The sequence below is a fragment of the Bordetella tumbae genome, from assembly GCF_054780995.1.
Genome location: NZ_BAAGVG010000018.1, coordinates 235112 through 252703, shown reverse-complemented (window position 1 = coordinate 252703; position 17592 = coordinate 235112). Strand labels below are relative to the sequence as shown.

Annotated in this window: 17 protein-coding genes; 10 read left to right on the top strand and 7 right to left on the bottom strand. The window is 61.3% G+C overall.

All coding sequences use genetic code 11. The annotated features are described in order from the left end of the window. Positions 1-34 precede the first annotated feature (34 nt). Positions 35-1117 (top strand): amidohydrolase family protein, encoded by a 1083-nt coding sequence (locus ACYVI2_RS16025; RefSeq protein ID WP_415815349.1) that lies wholly within the window; start codon positions 35-37, stop codon positions 1115-1117. Positions 1118-1203: 86 nt separating this feature from the next. Here the strand turns inward: ACYVI2_RS16025 and ACYVI2_RS16020 are convergent, their stop codons facing one another. Further along, entirely contained in the window at positions 1204-2139 is a 936-nt protein-coding gene (locus tag ACYVI2_RS16020) for an AraC family transcriptional regulator (protein ID WP_415815347.1), read from the bottom strand. A gap of 127 nt (positions 2140-2266) precedes the next feature. Between ACYVI2_RS16020 and ACYVI2_RS16015 the strand changes: the two genes are divergently transcribed. The 3 genes from ACYVI2_RS16015 to ACYVI2_RS16005 are packed head-to-tail and all read left to right on the top strand — an operon-like array spanning position 2267 to position 4582. Further along, positions 2267-3232: a tripartite tricarboxylate transporter substrate-binding protein gene (locus tag ACYVI2_RS16015; protein ID WP_415815345.1), complete on the top strand. Its 966-nt coding sequence runs from the start codon at positions 2267-2269 to the stop codon at positions 3230-3232. Then, positions 3225-4106 carry a PhzF family phenazine biosynthesis protein gene (locus tag ACYVI2_RS16010; RefSeq protein ID WP_415815343.1) on the top strand — a complete coding sequence of 294 codons (882 nt, stop codon included), beginning with the start codon at positions 3225-3227 and terminating at the stop codon, positions 4104-4106. The genes ACYVI2_RS16015 and ACYVI2_RS16010 overlap by 8 nt, the downstream gene beginning before the upstream one ends. Beyond that, on the top strand, positions 4073-4582 hold the full coding sequence (locus tag ACYVI2_RS16005; protein ID WP_415815341.1) for a RidA family protein: 510 nt from the start codon (positions 4073-4075) through the stop codon (positions 4580-4582). The genes ACYVI2_RS16010 and ACYVI2_RS16005 overlap by 34 nt, the downstream gene beginning before the upstream one ends. A gap of 116 nt (positions 4583-4698) precedes the next feature. On the opposite strand, the gene glmS is transcribed toward ACYVI2_RS16005, so the two are convergent. Beyond that, on the bottom strand, positions 4699-6531 hold the full coding sequence (gene glmS, locus ACYVI2_RS16000) for a glutamine--fructose-6-phosphate transaminase (isomerizing) (RefSeq protein WP_415815339.1): 1833 nt from the start codon (positions 6529-6531) through the stop codon (positions 4699-4701). Between the two features lie 149 nt (positions 6532-6680). On the opposite strand from glmS, the gene ACYVI2_RS15995 reads away from it, so the two are divergent. After that, complete coding sequence (locus ACYVI2_RS15995) at positions 6681-7172, top strand: Lrp/AsnC family transcriptional regulator (protein WP_415815337.1); 492 nt, start codon at positions 6681-6683, stop codon at positions 7170-7172. Positions 7173-7178: 6 nt separating this feature from the next. Here the strand turns inward: ACYVI2_RS15995 and ACYVI2_RS15990 are convergent, their stop codons facing one another. The 5 genes from ACYVI2_RS15990 to ACYVI2_RS15970 form a co-directional block, all read right to left on the bottom strand. Next, a complete protein-coding gene (locus tag ACYVI2_RS15990) occupies positions 7179-8246 on the bottom strand; it encodes a glycosyltransferase family 4 protein (RefSeq protein ID WP_415815335.1) in 1068 nt (355 codons plus the stop codon). Between the two features lie 69 nt (positions 8247-8315). Next, positions 8316-9719, bottom strand: coding sequence for an MFS transporter (locus ACYVI2_RS15985; RefSeq protein ID WP_415815333.1), 1404 nt, complete (start codon positions 9717-9719; stop codon positions 8316-8318). Beyond that, the gene (glmU, locus tag ACYVI2_RS15980; protein WP_415815331.1) at positions 9716-11089 is read right to left on the bottom strand and encodes a bifunctional UDP-N-acetylglucosamine diphosphorylase/glucosamine-1-phosphate N-acetyltransferase GlmU; all 1374 of its coding nucleotides are present in this window, start codon (positions 11087-11089) and stop codon (positions 9716-9718) included. The genes ACYVI2_RS15985 and glmU overlap by 4 nt, the downstream gene beginning before the upstream one ends. A gap of 64 nt (positions 11090-11153) precedes the next feature. Further along, entirely contained in the window at positions 11154-11921 is a 768-nt protein-coding gene (locus tag ACYVI2_RS15975; protein ID WP_415815329.1) for a PhaM family polyhydroxyalkanoate granule multifunctional regulatory protein, read from the bottom strand. A 21-nt stretch (positions 11922-11942) separates the two neighbouring features. Continuing rightward, entirely contained in the window at positions 11943-12704 is a 762-nt protein-coding gene (locus ACYVI2_RS15970) for a glycine zipper 2TM domain-containing protein (protein WP_415815327.1), read from the bottom strand. A gap of 137 nt (positions 12705-12841) precedes the next feature. Between ACYVI2_RS15970 and ACYVI2_RS15965 the strand changes: the two genes are divergently transcribed. From ACYVI2_RS15965 to ACYVI2_RS15945, 5 genes are all read left to right on the top strand, one after another. Beyond that, positions 12842-14077, top strand: a complete 1236-nt coding sequence (locus ACYVI2_RS15965) for an RNA-guided endonuclease TnpB family protein (RefSeq protein WP_415815325.1) — start codon at positions 12842-12844, stop codon at positions 14075-14077. A gap of 88 nt (positions 14078-14165) precedes the next feature. Continuing rightward, the gene (locus ACYVI2_RS15960) at positions 14166-14387 is read left to right on the top strand and encodes a DUF3717 domain-containing protein (RefSeq protein ID WP_415815323.1); all 222 of its coding nucleotides are present in this window, start codon (positions 14166-14168) and stop codon (positions 14385-14387) included. Positions 14388-14489: 102 nt separating this feature from the next. Continuing rightward, positions 14490-15389 carry a LysR family transcriptional regulator gene (locus ACYVI2_RS15955; RefSeq protein WP_415815321.1) on the top strand — a complete coding sequence of 300 codons (900 nt, stop codon included), beginning with the start codon at positions 14490-14492 and terminating at the stop codon, positions 15387-15389. A 142-nt stretch (positions 15390-15531) separates the two neighbouring features. Continuing rightward, positions 15532-16551, top strand: coding sequence for a hydroxyacid dehydrogenase (locus tag ACYVI2_RS15950; RefSeq protein WP_415815319.1), 1020 nt, complete (start codon positions 15532-15534; stop codon positions 16549-16551). Positions 16552-16590: 39 nt separating this feature from the next. Then, positions 16591-17589: a tripartite tricarboxylate transporter substrate binding protein gene (locus tag ACYVI2_RS15945; RefSeq protein ID WP_415815317.1), complete on the top strand. Its 999-nt coding sequence runs from the start codon at positions 16591-16593 to the stop codon at positions 17587-17589. The last annotated feature ends 3 nt before the right edge of the window (positions 17590-17592 follow it).

Here is a 17592-nt window from a genome sequence, read left to right as displayed (position 1 = left end):
GCTGGCCGTCATTTAAATTCAGTGAGTCTAAAAAATGAACTCGTCCTTGGATACGCTTGCCAACAGCGAACCACCCGTTTTGCTACCACCGCACTTGAGCCCCACGTGGTACTCGACACCCTCCGAGCCTGCTTTGGATCCGGAACGCCGCATCATTGACGCGCACTTCCACTTCTCCGATCACTGGGCTGGCTATGGGCTCGAGGACCAATTGCAGGATGCCGCGACCGGCCACCGCGTAGACGCTACGATATTCATGCAGGTTGGCTGGAAATACCGAACCAGCGGCCCGGAGCATCTCCGTCCTGTCGGCGAAACGGAAGCTGTGGTGGCATTGGCCGAAGAAGCCCTGTCACGTGCGGCAGCAACCGAAGTCGCTGCCGGAATCGTAGGCTACGCAGACTTGTGCCTGGGCGATGCGGTAGAGGAGGTTCTTGCTGCCCATGTCGAAGCCGGGAAAGGACGGTTCCGGGGCATTCGGGCCTCGGCTGCGCGCAATGAGTCTTTCAGGTTCGGGGTATTGCCTCTGCCGCCGATGGGCCTCTATTCATTTCCCGAGTTTCGGGCGGGGATACGCCGGCTGACGGCAATGAATCTTGTCTTTGATGCGTGGGTCTATCATCCCCAATTGCAGGAAGTCATTGACCTGGCACGAGCCGTTCCCGACGCCACGATTGTTCTCGACCATGTCGGAGGTATCCTCGGCGTGGGAAGCTACGCGCAACGCCGCCATGAGGCGTTCGACGAATGGCGCAAGTCGATCAAATTACTCGCAGCATGCCCGAACGTGAGCGTCAAGATTGGCGGCTATGGCATTGCCATGTTTGGCCACAAGTCTGAATCGCTGGCGTCCCCACCCTCCTCTGCTGTACTTGCCGATACCTGGCGCCCGTCGGCAGAAGAGGTTATCAATGCGTTCGGCTCAAGCCGTTGCATGTTCGAAAGTAATTTTCCTGTCGATCGCTCATCCGGAAGCTACGCCACGGTCTGGAATGCCTTCAAGCGAATCTCGGCGGCCGCCAGCGAGGATGAAAAGAACGATTTGTTCTCCGCAACGGCGGCACGCGTTTACCAGATTAAGCGTAAAAACGAGCTACTGCGAAAAGGCTACGGCTGATTCTGGACGGAAGCGTCCTGATGGCAAGTATTTTGGCAAGGCGCCTGGTCGGCACACTCAGGCCAATTGCGAGAGCAACGCTAGACTCAGCCTACATCTGGCCCCGCATCAAGAGCGAACGATGCGTCGTCACAGGCGGCGTAACCCGATGTGTTGGGGACCGAAGCAGTATCGACTGAACGCAGCAGCCGGCCTAAGTGCCCGCTGCTGGAAAATCCCAGTTCGGCGCTAACCTGCGCCAACGGTTCGCCCAGCGCGATCCGCTGACGTGCGGCTTGCGCCAGGATTCTGCGGCGCAGCGTGATGGGGGAAAGTCCGTAGGCTTCCTGGCAGGCGCGCTGGAGTGTGCGCGTGGTGGCTCCCAGCGCGCTGGCCGACGCCGCGATGGCGGGCAGCGGCAGCCCGTCTTCTAGCCGGCTACGCAGCAACGCCAGCCATTGCCGCGCCATCGGTAGTGGCGCCTGCGCCACGCGAGCCTGGGCCTGGAGGCGGTGATTGGCGTCGAGCTGGGTGATCAGCGCCGCCACCAGCATCGGCAGGGCCGCGGCCGACATGGCTGGCTTGCACAGCGCGTCGAGCATCGCCTGGGCCGCGCCGTCCAATTGCAGCACCCCAACGGCCTGGCAGGACCGCAGCAATTCGGGGGCCAGATAGAGCTCCCCATGCTGCTGCACGGCGCTCTCGGCGCGCGTGCTGTGCTCGACATGCGACGGCAGCAGCAAGGCCTGGCCGCGGACCAGCCGACTGCGGCGCCGCGCGCCTTCCTCATCGTTCCAGGCGCTGTCGAGCGCGCCAGCGCGCGGCCAGAGCAGCATGGCGCAGTCGTGCTCGTGCCAGTGAAAGGCGTAGTACGGCTGACGGCTGGCGGCGATGGCAAAGCCGGTCTGGGAGATCAGGTTCTGTTTGGACGAAAGCGGAACGGAACGCATGATGGGTCGGGCGGCGCAGTTGCCGCGCCAGCAACTGGCCGACGCAGGCGGGAATGGACATTGGACCAGTATCGACGCACACCCCGCTTTCATGCAAGCCCGGCGCCCGCGCCGCTCGGCCGCTGTCGCATGCGGGATTAATCCCTGTCGCGTCGTGGTTCGCCTGCAGGCGGGCCGGTCCCTACGATCTGAGACATTCAACCAATACAAGGGGATATTAATGATCCGCGCGTTGCCACTCGCTTTGCTATCCGCCGCCACCCTGGCTCTGCCGCCTGCTAGCGCGGCAGCCGAGTCCGTCTGGCCTGATAAACCAATCACGCTGATCGTGCCGTTCCCGGCCGGTGGTGGCACCGACCTGGTAGTGCGCACTCTGCAGCCAGCGTTGACGCGCCAATTGCAGCAGACCGTCATCATACAGAATGCGGGCGGCGCCGGCGGCACGGTGGGCACAAGTCAGGCCGCGCGCGCCAAACCTGACGGCTACACTGCGGTCGCCGTCACCACCAGCACTGTCGCACTCAGCGCCAGCCTGTACAAGAACCTGCCGTACAAGCCGGGCCAGGATTTCGACTATATCGGCTTCATCGGCACCTCGCCCTATGTGCTTGCGGCACAGCCGGCCCTGAATGCCACCACCCTGCCCACGCTAATCGCGGTACTGAAGGGCCGCAGCGTCACTTACGCTTCGGTGGGCGCCGGCACCGTGTCGCACCTGTTGGGCGAGATGTTTAAAAAAGACCAACATCTGGATCTGACGCACGTGCCCTACCGCGGCGCGGCTCCCGCCTATACCGATCTGATCGGCGGCCAGGTGGACATCATGTTCGACAATCCCGTGGGCTTGGCACCTTTCGTGCAGAGCGGCAAGCTGGTCGCCGTAGCCACTACCAGCGCTACCCCCATCCTGCCGAACGTACCGACCTTCGCCGCGCAGGGTTTGCCGGCCTACACGCAATCGCTTTGGTACGGCCTGGCGTTCCCGAAAGGCACGCCGCCGACTATCGTGCAGAAGATGAATCTTGCCCTGAACACGGTGTTGCGCGATCCGGCCATCGCGGAGGATCTCGCAGCCAAAGGAGTCGACGTTCGGCTGGACACGGCCGACGCACTGGCGCACACCGTCTCCCACGACCTCGCCTTCTGGGGCGATCTCATCACCACCCTCGGAGTCCAGTTTGACTGACCTTCATTCCCCGCGCCCGCCCGCCGAGCCTGCTGCCGGCACCGCAGCCCTGCTGCGCGTCTTCGTCGATCCTACCCAGACCACGCAAGGCGGCAACCCCGTGCCCCTGGTGCTGAACGCGCTCGGCATGACGGCTGGCGACATGCAGGCCCTGGCGGCGCACCACGGTCATGAATCGTCCTTCGTGATGCCGGCCGATCACGATGACCACCTGTGCCGGCTGCGCTTCTTCGTGCCCGGCCACGAGATGGAGATGTGCGGCCACGCTACCGTTGGGACACTCTGGGCGCTGCGGCAATGGGGACATTGGTGCACGCCCGCCACGCGGGTCCAGACCCTAAGCGGTAGCGTGGACGTCGAATGGGATGAGGCCCGCGGCCGCGCCTGGGTCTCGCAACCCGCCGTGGCCACGTCCGCGCTGACGCCGGAGCAATGCCGCTCCATCGCGGCGGTGCTACGCATCGATCCCGGGCTACCCGGCCTACACATGATCAACGCCAACACCAGCCGCGTCAAAACCCTGGTGAGGCTGCCCCACGCGGCCGTGCTGGACGCCCTGGCCCCCGATTTCAACGCCATGCACGGCCTATGCGAAGCCATCGGCTCGACCGGCCTGTATCCCTACGCACTGTCCACGGACGGTGCCAGCGCACGGCAGTTCCCCAAAGCGTCTGGTTATCCCGAGGACGCAGCCACCGGCATTGCGGCAGCGGCGTTGTGGGGCTATTTGGACAAGACCCGCGCCATTCCCGCCGGCCAGGTCTATACGGTGCGGCAGGGCATGGCTATGGGTTCGCCGTCGGCAATCCAGTTGCGCCCGCGCGGCCATGGCGCGGGCTGTTGGCTGAGTGGAGACACGCAATGGATGACGTGACCGGCGTCATCGAGTTACGGCTGGCCACCGCGGGCTGGCACTTACCGGCGCCGCCGCGCCCGCGCGGCAGCTACGCACCCTACCACCTGGCGCCTTTGGACGAGGCTAGGCTAGCCTGCGTCAGCGGCCAGGCGAGCCGCTTGGACGGCGTGCCGATCGTGGGGGTATGCCGGCCAGGACAGGACCTCGAGCCGGCCAGAGCCGCATGCGCGCAGGCGGCGTTAAGCGGCCTGGCCGCTTTGCGGCAAGCCTGCGGCGGCGACCTCGGCCGAGTGCGCGCCATCCTGCAGTTGCGCGGCTATCTGCGCAGCGGGGCAGACTTCGAGGAACACAGCGCGGTGCTGGACGGCGCCTCGCAGGTGCTCGGGACCGCCTTTCCCGACATGCCACGCCCGGCGCGCAGCGCGATGGGCGTGATTAGCCTGCCCGGCAGCGCCTGGGCCGAAGTGGAGATCACCGCCCTGATAGTCGGATGAGCCCGCGCAATCCGGCAGTGGCCCAAGGTGATTTTCCCGCTTGAGAACGGCCCACGGGCGCCCTCACTTTCGAAGAGCAAGGGATAACGATCAGCGTGGCAAGTGCCGATAAGCGGTTACTCCACCGTCACACTCTTCGCCAAGTTGCGCGGTTTATCCACATCCGTCCCACGCGCGCATGCCGTGTGATACGACAGCAACTGCAGCGGGATCGTATGCAGGATCGGCGACAACACACCATAGTGTTCCGGCATACGGATCACGTGCATGCCTTCGGCGTTGGCAATACGGCTGTCGGCATCGGCGAATACATACAGCTCACCGCCTCGTGCGCGGACTTCTTGCATGTTGGATTTCAGCTTTTCCAGCAAAGCATCGCGCGGGGCGATGGTCACGACAGGCATGTGTTCGGTGACCAATGCCAACGGGCCGTGCTTGAGCTCACCAGCAGGATAGGCCTCGGCGTGGATGTAGCTGATTTCTTTCAGCTTCAGCGCGCCTTCCAAAGCGATGGGGTAATGCATGCCGCGGCCCAGGAACAAGGCGTTTTCCTTGGTCGCAAAGCGATCGGCCCAGGCCATGATCTGAGGCTCGAGCGCGAGCACTGAACCAATCGCGACGGGCAAGTGACGCAGGGCTTTTAAATGCTCGGCTTCTTGTTCGGCATTCAGCGTGCCGCGCACTTGGGCCAAGGCCAGCGTCAACAGGAACAAGGCGGTCAATTGCGTGGTGAAGGCCTTGGTCGAGGCCACGCCGATCTCGACACCTGCGCGCGTGATGTATGACAGCTTGCATTCACGCACCATCGCGCTGGTAGCCACGTTGCAGATGGTCAGCGTGTGCTCCATGCCCAGCGAACGCGCGTGTTTCAACGCGGCCAGCGTGTCGGCGGTCTCACCGGATTGTGAGATGGTGACGACCAGCGAACGCGGGTTGGGCACGCTGTCGCGATAACGGTATTCGCTGGCGATCTCGACGGCGACGGGAATCTTTGCGACGGATTCGATCCAGTATTTGGCGGTCAAGCCGGCGTAGTAGCTGGTGCCGCACGCCAGAATGAGCAGCGAATCGATGTCTTTGAAGACCTTGTACGCCTCGTCGCCGAATAGCTCAGGCGTGATGGTCTCGATGTCCTGCAAGGTATCGCCTACCGCGCGCGGCTGCTCGAAGATTTCCTTTTGCATGTAGTGGCGATAGGGGCCGAGCTCGGCAGCACCAGTGTGCACCTGCACGGTGTGGACCTTGCGTTCTACGGGCTTGCCTTCGCTGTCGGTGATCCAGACGCGCGACAGCTGCAGGTCGACGACGTCGCCGTCTTCCAGATAGATGATCTGATCGGTGGTGCCGGCCAGGGCCAAGGCATCGGAGGCCAGGAAATTTTCGTTCTGGCCTACGCCGACGACCAAGGGCGAGCCTTGGCGTGCGCCGACCACGCGGTGCGGCTCATCACGGCAGAACACGGCGATCGCGTAGGCGCCGTGCAGGCGGCGGACGGCTTGTTGCACGGTGTCGAACAGATCGCCGTTGTACAGGTGATTGACCAGGTGAGCGATGACCTCGGTGTCGGTCTGGCTTTCGAAAACATAACCGGCGGCTTGCAGCTCGGCGCGCAGCTCGTCGTGGTTTTCGATGATGCCGTTGTGTACGAGCGCGATGCGCGGCTCATCGTTGCCGAGATGGGAAAAGTGCGGGTGGGCGTTGTGCGTGGCGGGGACGCCGTGAGTGGCCCAACGGGTGTGCGCAATGCCGGTGAAACCGGACAGTTTGTCCTGAGCGATTTGGTCACCCAGCTCGGCGACGCGCTGCGTGCTGCGCGTACGGCGCAGATGACCGTCCATGTACAGCGCGACGCCGCACGAATCGTAGCCACGGTATTCGAGCCGCTTCAGGCCCTCGACCAGGATAGGGGTGATGTCGCGCTGAGCGACGGCGCCAACGATGCCGCACATAAGGTGGACCTCCAATAATTTGGGTATGGGGCATTGTGCGCCGGATGGAATGAAATTTGATTTCCTTATTTGATTACATATGAAATCTTATTTTCTTACATAAACGTGATTAAATATATTTTCGTTTGATCGGATTTTATGAAATAAAAATGCAAGACAACGGCTCAATCCCTCTAGAACTGGATGATTTGGATCGCCGCATCCTGAATCAGCTGCAGCAGGACAGCGCGCTGACGAACCAGGAATTGGCGGCGCGAGTGCATGCGTCGCCACCGACCTGCCTGCGTCGAGTGCGGAGATTGGTGGAATCGGGAGTGATCGCACGTCAGGTGGCAATCCTGGCACCGGAGAAGCTGGGCAGCAGTTTGACGGCGATTGTGGAGATCACGCTGGATGTGCAGGCGGCCGAAAGTCTGGATGTGTTTGAACGCAGTCTGATGGACGAACCGGCCGTACAGCAATGCTATCGGGTATCGACGGGTCCGGATTTTGTCGTGATTGTGCAGGTACGCGATATGCCCGCCTATCATGCGCTAGTGCATCGGGCGTTCACGGCACAGGCGAATGTGCGCAACGTACGCACGTTTTTCTCAATGCATCGGGCAAAGTTCGAAACACGAGTCGAAGTGCCCGATGCATAGCATCGATCAGGCTCGATGTGAGGCCAGCAGCTTGTCGAACTGCGCGAGGTAGCGCCGTCCCATCTCGGTGACGTCGTGCTCGGTGCGCACGTAATCGTAAGCGCGTTGGGTGCAGTCGGCGCGAAAGGCCGCATCATCCAGGCAACGGGCCATGCCTTGCGCCATGCCTTGCACATCTCCCACCGCGCACAACACACCACGGCCCTCTGCGAGGCTTTCTTTCAGGCCACCGGCGTCGGTTGAGACTACAGGCACGCGCTGCAGAAAGGCGTCGAGCACACTGCTGCCCAGGGCCTCTTCGAGGGAACTCATGACAAAAACGTCAAAGATGCTGTAGTAGTCTTCGATGCCTTTGCGAAAACCGGCAAACAGGTAGACGTCTTGTAGGCCGAGGGCCTGGACCTCTGCCCGGGCCTGTGCCTCGCGATCGCCTCCCGCGCCAAAGTGCACAAAAACAAAGTCGTTGCGCGTGCGGGCAAGCTCGCCGACCGCACGGATCAGCGTGATGGGATCTTTGTCGTGAATGAGCGCGGCTGAGGTTGCCAAGACCTTTTTACCGTGCAGACCCAGCTCGGCGACCAAGCGCCCGACGTTGCCGGTATCGATTGTGTGCGGCTCGACAGCACTGCGAATGATGACGGGGTGCAAACCGAGACGGCGCGGCTCGGAGGCGGCCATCTCACTGATGGCGACAAAACAATCGACACGCCGCCACTTGGCGCCGGTTTTCCATTCTTCGTTGGGTTTGACCTCGAACGAGGTGCGACGGGAAAACACGACGGGACGACGATGCAAGGCCTTGGTCAGCACCGCCCAGGTCACCGTGTTGGCCGTTTGCGCGTGGATGATGTCGTAGCGCTGGCCGGCGCGCGCCAAATAGGCGAGTTGCGCAAACACGTTGCGTACGCCATGTGCGACGAAGCCGTCTTCGGTGGCGCGCGCCTGCAGCGGCGCGCCCGCACGGCACAGCACCTCTACGTCATGTCCCGCCGCGCGAAAGGCGCGCATGCAATAGAGCGTTTGACGTTCGCCGCCGCGCCAGCCTTTTTCAAAATTGAGTTGCAGGATTTTCATGCGCCGCGTCTAAGGAAGCCTATATCGGCGCATTATAGGAGGACGATGCGCCGAGGATACTCCTGCGTTTCAATCTGTCCGAAGCTTGTTGGCTCGCACTGTGTTGACGCCTATTGCCAGTGCCGCACACAGGGTTGCCAATATCAAGGCGACAGACGGTCCGTGAGCCCCGCCCATGCCAAAGGCGATAGCGACCAGCGCCGTGCCGAAACTCTGGCCAAACACGCGTGTCGTGGCCTGCATACCACCCGCGGCACCGCTGCGTTGGCGCGGGGCCGAGGACAGCATGGCACGATTATTGGGGGTTTGAAAAAAGCCGAACCCCATACCCGTGATGAACATCGCGACCATGATCCAGGTATTGCTCGCAGTGAGCGGCAAGAATGCCAAGGTGGCCAATCCCAACACCATGGCCGCCGCCCCAACGCCACTGAGCATGGCGGCGGAATAACGATCGGACATGCGGCCTGCCAAGGGCGCCACGATGGCGGTACCTACTGGCCATGCCCCCATCAACATGCCGACCTCTAGATAAGGCCGGCCCAGGATCTGTTGAAAATAAAACGGCAGTGACACAAACGAGGCCATCTGGGCCGCGAAAGTACATACCGACGCCGCTACCGCATAGGCAACCGATCGAATCCGCAACAGATCGACGGGGACCAGGGGCGCAGGTTGATGACTCACACGGCGCACCAATATGCAGCCCGCCACAATCGCTACCGCGATGAGCAACACGCCACGCCAGGCGCTGTGGCCCAGCGTGTCGACACCGGAAATAAAGACGCCGAGTGTCAACATGCAGAGCAGGGCACTGCGCCAATCGAGACGGATGTTGCTGCGGGGAACCTCGGGCAGATGGCGCAGACCAAACATGACGCCGATGCAGATAGGAAGATTGATGGCAAAGATCCAGCGCCAATGGGCGACCTCAAGTATCACCGAACCTATCGTGGGCCCCAGGACAGACATGACGGCGACGGCGGTAGCATTGATGCTGATACCACGACCGAGCATGTGCAGCGGATAGATATTGCGCACCAGCCCGCCGAACATGCACATCAGCGAAGCAGCGCCAATACCCTGCACGACGCGCGCCGCGGTCAATTGCCACAACGAGGTCGAGATCGCGCCGCAGAATGACGCCACGGTGAACAAGGCCAACCCGATCGAAAACATGCGCCGAAAACCAATGCGCTCGGACAAGGCGGACAACGGCAGCAACAGCATCACCACCGCCAGGTTGTAGGCGTTGACGACCCATACCGCCTGCGAGGGCTGCGCATTCAGGTCGACAGAAATGGTAGGCAGCGCCACATTGGCGATGGAGGTATCCAGCACCGACAGGCTGATGCCCGTCAGGACGGTAGCTGCCGCCCAATATCGCCTCGGTGTCGGCAAGCCATCAGGCAACGCAGAACGAGGACGAGGCTCCTCGCGGGGTTCCGGCTCCTCCGGTGCTGCGGCGCTCACGACTTTTTCTGGGGGCGCTGCCAGCCCTCGATCGTGCTCGGGCGCGCGCGCGGCGAGATGGTCAGTTTCCCAGCCGGTGCGTCGGTGGTTAATGTGGTGCCAGCGCCCAGCGTGGCGCCACGGCCAACACGTACCGGCGCGACCAGTTGGCTATCCGAACCGATGAACGCATCGTCCTCGATGGTCGTGCGGAACTTGTTGGCGCCGTCGTAGTTGCAGGTGATGACGCCCGCGCCAACGTTGACGCGTGCACCAACATCGGCGTCGCCGATATACGCCAAATGGTTGGCTTTGCTGTCCACGTCCAGCACACTGTTTTTGACTTCTACGAAGTTGCCTACGTGTGTGCGGTCACCCAACTGCGCGCCAGGACGCAAGCGAGCATAAGGGCCCACACGTGCGTCGCTGCCGACAACGGCCTGCTGGATATGGCTGAATGCCTCGATCTGCGTGCCGGCACCCACCGAAACGTCGCGCAAGACGCAATGCGGGCCGACACGCACGCCGTCGGCCAATTCGACCTTGCCCTCGAATACGCAGCCCACGTCGATGACCACGTCGCGTCCGCACGTCAGAGAACCGCGCACATCGAAACGTGCGGGATCAGCCAGCGTCACGCCAGCCTCGAGCAGACGGCGGGCTTGTTCTTGTTGGTAGCGGCGCTCCAACTCGGCTTGCTGCACGCGGCTGTTTACCCCCAGTGTTTCCCAGCCTGCAGCAGGCTGGGCGGCGCCTACCGGCACGCCATCGGCGACAGCCAGGCCGACCACGTCGGTCAGGTAGTACTCGCCCTGAGCATTGTTGTTGTCGATGCGGCTGAGCCAGTCCTTGAGCTTGGCCGTGGGGGCAACCAGAATGCCGGTATTGACCTCGCGAATGGCGCGCTCAGTCTCGTTCGCATCTTTGTGTTCGACGATGCGCGTGACTTGGCCCTGGTCGTTGCGGACGATACGGCCATAACCGGTCGCATCGTCCAGAATTTCGGTCAACACGGCAGCACCCTCACCGCGCGCGTCGAGCAAACGGCGCAGTGTGTCGGGCTGCACCAGCGGCACATCGCCGTATAGCACCAGCGTCACATCGTCTTTGCCGTCTTCTTGCAGGAATGGAACTGCCTGCTGAACGGCATGGCCTGTGCCTTGTTGCGGCTGCTGCAAGGCAAAGCTGAGGTCTGCGCGGCCGTCGAATGCGCCACGGACACGATCAGCGCCATGACCGACCACGATCGTAATGCGGCCGGGATTCAGTTGGCTGGCGCTATCGAGCACGTGCTCGAGCATGGGTTTGCCCGCGAGAGGGTGCAAGACTTTGGGCAGATCGGACTGCATGCGTTTACCCAGTCCGGCGGCGAGAATAACGACGTTTAGCATAGGAATTCAGAAAACAGCTTTGGGGCGACAAGCAACTCGCTCGCCGCACGATTGAATAGAAAGGTTATGACTTCGGTGCGGCGGGCGCACGTTTGGCCGCGGCTTTGCGCGGTGCACGCTTGCGAGGAGCCGCAGCCGACGCAGCGGCTGGTGCAGCGTTCGCCTGTGCAGGAGGAGCCCCGGTCGCCGTTTTAGCAGCGGCGTCGGCTGCGGCTTGCATGGCGGCGGGATCGGGCATGCTGGAGGCCGTGGCTGTCGCGATTTGGTTGAATTGCTGCTGCAGCAGATTCCACCACGCTTGCGACGCCTGGCTCATTTGATCTGCCATGCTGGCGGTGCCGACACCAGCGGATGGCGCCGATGCCTCATCGCCAGACGAAGCTGACGCCTCGGCCGTTGATGATGAGCGGGTTTCGGAACGGGAAGATGCCCCCGTCGATGCCGACGCAGGCTTGGCCGCCCCCTGAGCAGGTTTAAGCCCCAGCACGACCTCCAGGGGCGATGGCCCGTTTCCGGCGGCGCCGGTCATAAAGGAGCGCAACGTTGCGATGGTGGAACGCTGAACCTCCATGCCTTGGATGGCGCTGCTCAACATCGACAGATTCATGCGCAGCCAGCTTTCGACGGTACGCAGTTCGGCAATGCGGCGTTCGAGCTCCTCGAGATTCATCGGAGGAGCGATAGGCAACGACTGGGCCAAGCCCCCCGGGCCCGCGAGCCCCGCCCATGCCTTGCGCATCATCTCCATGCTGGCCAGCAACGGGTTACCCGAAAGGTCGCTGTCCTGCCCTAAACCAGGCAAAACAAAGGGATTGGTATTGGACGTGGACATGCAGTCTCCAGAAGGCAATGCTTAGCGTGGCAGCAGTTGGTCGTTTTCGACGCGAACGTGATCGCCGGACGCATAGGCAAACGGCTGCGAGCTGCGAAACGTACGCTTGCTGCCATTATCCATGCGCACCGTCAGCTCGTAGTGTGTCACGGTCTGTTGCTGTCTGATATTACGCTCGATTTCATGACCTGCCAAAGCGCCCCCTACGGCGCCCAGCACGGTCAGAGCGTCTTTGCCGCTGCCCCCACCGAACTGATGGCCTACTACCCCTCCGACGACGCCGCCGGCGACGGTGCCCACCACGTTATAGCCCTCATTTTTCTTGGGAACCTGGACGGTCCGTATGGTCTCGACCACACCGCAGTTCGCGCAAGTCGCCGAGGAGGCGGACGATTTACTGGCAGCAGAGGCCTGAGAGGAAGACGATTTGGACGCGCTGGCAGACTTGGCCGGCGCGGGGGCAGACGATTGTGCCTCGGCACGGCCTTGCGCGGAAGCACTAGACTGGGCGGCAGGTGAAGCGTAGGCCGCTTCGGTCTCTGCATCCGGCACAGAACCGGGCTCAGCCGCTGCTTGTTGCGCCTGAGCCTCGGCCTCGGCTTGGACCTTTGCTTCGTGCACAGGAGGCTGGCCAGTGGACTCGGCCCACGGCGTGGGAATCCAGCCAAGCAACGAAGCCACTGCGACCGTGGAAAGCACAATGACCGACACTGCTGCAGTCGCCACTAAAGGGTGCAACCGGCGGCGCGGCGTTTCGCCCGGCGTAGGAACTTGCGTATTCATCCATTGCTCCGAGAAACCTCGGCATTCATGCCGGTAAGGTAAGGGGCGCGGCCGTGAGGCTGCAAGATTGGTCTGATTCGTGCTGGTGGCTGGATAAATATCCAGTTATCTGGTTTGATGTAGATAGTATTTCGGGCATGCAAACCAAACGTGCCTACCGATTCCGGTTCTATCCGACGCCCGAGCAAGCGAGCACGCTGGCTCGTACGTTCGGTTGCGTACGTGTGGTCTACAACCACATGCTTAGTTTGCGTTCGACCGCCTGGGCTGAGCGACAAGAGCGCCTGGGGTATCACGCTACCTCTGCCGCGCTGACAGCACTGAAAAAGATGCCGGACTACGCGTGGTTGAACGAGGTCAGCTGTGTTCCGTTGCAGCAGGCACTGCGCCATCTGCAAACGGCGTTTGTCGGTTTCTTTACCAAACAAACGGGATATCCCCGTTTCAAACGCAAGGATGGCACACAATCGGCGGAGTACACCGCCAGTGCCTTTCGATGGGATGGCCGTTCGCTCAAACTGGCGAAGATGACCGAGGCGTTGCCCATTCGTTGGTCCCGTCAAATTCCCAAAGCCGCCAAGGTCACTACCGTCACGGTCAGCAAAGACGCAGCGGACCGATACTTTGTCAGTCTGCTGTGCGACGACGTTGTGGCGCAGAAAACGCCTACGTCGAGCTGTGTCGGGATAGATCTGGGACTGTCTCATTTTGCTGTGCTCTCAACAGGAGAAAAAGTCGATGCGCCACAGATCTTTCGCAAGCATGAAGTTAAGTTAGCTAAGCTACAGCGCCGCTTGGCCAGGAAACAAAAAGGATCGGCTCGCCGCGCCAAGGCGAAGCTGAAAGTCGCCAAGCTGCATGCAAAGATCGCAGACATCCGCAGGGATTTCCTGCACCAGCTTTCCACCCGGTTGATCCACGAGAACCAAGTGATTGCCGTAGAAAGCTTGTCTGTGTCCAACATGCAGAAAAACCGCTGTCTTTCCAAATCTATCGGTGATGCCGGGTGGTCGGAGTTTGTGAGGCAGCTGGAATACAAGGCCCGTTGGTATGGGCGTGAGTTCGTGCGGGTGGACCGCTGGTACCCATCGAGTAGGCGCTGCCACAGCTGTGGGTATGTTTCACCTAAGCTGCCGTTGAGCGTGCGGCATTGGTCCTGTCCGGGATGCAACGCAGACCACGACCGTGACATCAACGCGGCGCATAACGTATTAGCCGCCGGGCTGGCGGTGTTAGCCCATGGAGAAACGGTAAGACCTGAGTGCATGAGTGATGATGTACAACGGCTCGGTTCGGTGAAGTGGGAATCCCTTTCCTTTAGGGAAGGGAGCAGTCAAAAGGTGCCTCCATCGACAACACGACCCGTTATATAGCATCTGGCCGCCGTATCGGCGTGTTGCTATCGTGACGCTTTGCAAACGGTGACGGACTTGTCACGCGTCGTTCTGGGACAATACCAGCATGAACACGCCCATTTCATTGCCCGATCTCGAGCAAGCCATTAATTATTGGCGCAACCGGCTACCCTCGCAAGGCGAGGAGGCGCGTCTATGTGCCGAGGCGGCTGCCTTGGCGACGCCCTACGCGTTGATGATCATGGGACATCAGCGCGAGATCTCACCGGCCGACTTGACGCCGTCGGCGCTGGCCGCATATCAGGCGTGGCGCGCGGCACATGGGTGAAAGGGCACTTGCCCGGCACAGCATCCGCGACGATTTATCTCAAAAAAGCGAATTTATTGATATATTTGATTTCGCTTTTTTCCGATCGTCGTCACGCGAGATATGACCCTCAAACAACTGGAAGCTTTCTACTGGGCTGCAATCTGCAAGAACTTCGCCATTGCCGCCAATCGTTTGAATATTTCCGTCTCGTCGCTCTCCAAACGCATCGGAGAACTGGAGACGTCGCTGGGTGCTCAGCTCTTTAATCGCAGCGCACGCACCGCCACGCTGACGCCGTTGGGCGATCACCTGCTACCTCATGCGAAGGAGTTGCTGCGCGGGGCAGACCTGTTCATGCAGCAAGCCGGTACGCATCTGAACTACTCGGGGCGCTGCTGTTTCGGGGTGGGGGAATTGACTTCATGGACATGGATGCCGCAGTTTATCGAGGCCATTCAGCGCGATCACCCCGATCTACGGGTCGAACCCTTTGCCGATGTCGGCCATCTGGTGGAAGACAAACTGGAGGAAGGAGAGCTCGATTTCGCGATCATCGGCGGCCCGTCGTCCCGGCCTGCCATTGCGTCCAGCACGATTGGGCAAGTGGAATTCTCCTGGGTGGGCACCCCGCGCGCGCTCGGCCGGCGCGGCCCGGCGCTGCCTGCACAACTGTCAGAGCTGACGCTGGTGACGCTGCCGCAAAACTCCGGCGTCATCCGCATCCTGGACGAATGGTTGACCCAAAACCGGCTCGCCCCCGGGCGTACGCTGTCGTGCAACAGCTGGGGGGCAGTGGCGGGCATCATCCGCCAGGGATTGGGCGTAGGCTTTTTGCCAAGCGCCTGGGCGCAGTTGCTCTGTCAACGTGGCGAAATGGTGCCGCTCGCGGAGTTTCCGCCCCTCACGCCACTGCAGTACTGCTTTGAATGGCGGCGCGACGATACCCGGCCCATGCTGGAGAGCATGCGCAAGCTGGCTGTGGAGACCATCGATTTTCATGCCCCCAGTTGCATGATTTGAGTCGGTTGCGTGAGAGTGGGCCTTCGATGCGCACTTTTCCTATATTTGTTTCCTAAAAGCGTTTTATTTTTTGGAAAAATATTCGCTTTATTTCACAACAAGAGTTTCGTACAGTCGTCTGCATGTTAAAGGACGGTTGAGAATGATGCCTCTTGTTTGCCGGTTGGACCTGTGGGTCAATCCGATTTTTGATGACCTGATCGCGCAATCGGCCAAGCTATCGGTATTGCCGGCCCGCGGCAACAATGATCACACGCTATCCCAGCTGCAGCAGGCTCATGCCTATCTGGCCTCCGCCGCCAAGGATGAGCTCCCCCGGGAATGGTTTGTCTCACGCGAGTTACTGCGCGATTGTCCGAACCTGCTGTGTGTCTCTTCCTCGGGAGCCGGCTACGACACCATCGACGTGGCCGCCTGCACCGAGGCGGGTGTAGCGGTCGTGAACCAGGCTGGCATGAATGCAGATTCGGTTGCCGAACACACGTTTGCCTTGTTGCTGGCCGTGCAGCGGCGCATCGTGCTGTCTCACCAGCAATTGCGCACAGCGACGGGCTTTAGCCGTGAATCGCTGATGGGTCATGAAATACGGGGCACCTGCATCGGCCTGATCGGTGTCGGCGAAATTGGCCGCCGGGTCGTTCGGATCGCACAGGGCTTTGGCATGCGTGTCTGCGCCTATGACCCGTTGCTGGATGAGACGGCGATCCGCGAACGCGGAGCGGAACCGATGGATCTGGACACACTGTTGGCCAATGCAGATGTCGTGTCGCTGCATTGCCCGCTCAATGCCCAGACACGCGGGATGTTCAGCACAGCCCAATTTGCCGCCATGAAGCCCGGATCGGTATTTATCACTACGGCCCGTGGCGGCATTCATGACGAGGCCGCGCTCAATGCAGCCCTGTCCAGTGGCCACTTGGCGGGTGCCGGCCTGGATGTGTGGGATCAGGAACCGCCGGGCAACGACGCCCCGCTGCTGCTGCATGACAACGTCGTAGGCAGCTTTCATACGGCGGGTGTGACTCACGAAGCACGGCGCAACGTCGCACGAGGGGCCGCCGAGCAACTCGTCATGATGCTGCGCGGAGAGCGGCCGCCACGCCTGTTAAACCCCGATGTCTGGCCACGATTTCTAGAGCGCCTTGGCCAGCATCCATTCTGAAAACGAGCGGGATATCCGCCATCACCAGGAGACAACCCTATGCAAACTCTGAATTTGCGACGCCGTTTCATTCGTTTGGCAGCTAGTGCAGCCTGCCTTGGCACGCTGACCGGCCTGGCAGGCGCAGCGCAGGCCGCCGGCTATCCGTCACACCCTATTAATTTCATCGTGTCTTATGGCCCTGGCGGGGGCACGGATTTGGTAGCCCGCATGATGGCGCCGTTTCTGCAGAAGTACTTGGGTAGCGACAGCCGTATTGTGGTGCTGAACCGGCCCGGTGCGGGCGGCGCCATCGGCTTTGCAGAACTCGCTCGGGCCCAACCGGACGGCTACACCATCGGTTTCATCAATACCCCGAATCTGCTGACGATCCCCATCGAACGCGAGACGACCTTTACCTGGAAAAGCTTTGATCTCATTGGCAACGTCGTCGACGATCCCGGGGCTTTCGCGGTGCTCGAGACCAATTCAGTAAAAACCTTGGCAGATCTCACTGCCTATGCCAAGCAAAAGCCCGGTGAGGCCACCGTCGGCACGACCGGCACTGGCTCCGACGATCATTTGGCGATGCTGCAATTCGCGCGCGCGTCGGGTGCCAAGCTGACTCATGTCCCCTATAAAGGCGCAGGCGAAGTACGCGGCGCGGTGGCAGGCGGCGAAATCATGATCGGCGCCATCAACGTTGGCGAAGTCCTGCAATACAAGAAGGGCGGTACACCGCTGCATTTCCTGGGGCAAATGGGCTCGACGCGTTCGTCAGCGCTGCCCGACGTCCCCACCTTTAAGGAACAGGGTTTCGATATCGAGCTGGCCTCATTACGCGGCCTGGCCGCGCCCAAGGGTCTGCCGGCGGACGTGCGCGACAAGCTGGTCAATGCCTTGGACAAGACCATGCAAGATCCGGAGTTTCAAGCCAAGGCACGCGATATGTTTGCCCCGCTGCGCTATTTGGCCCCGGCAGATTACGCCAAAGAACTGGAGGCGGGCGAAGCCAATTTTCGCAAGCTCTGGCAGGAGTCGCCCTGGATCGACAAGTAGGCC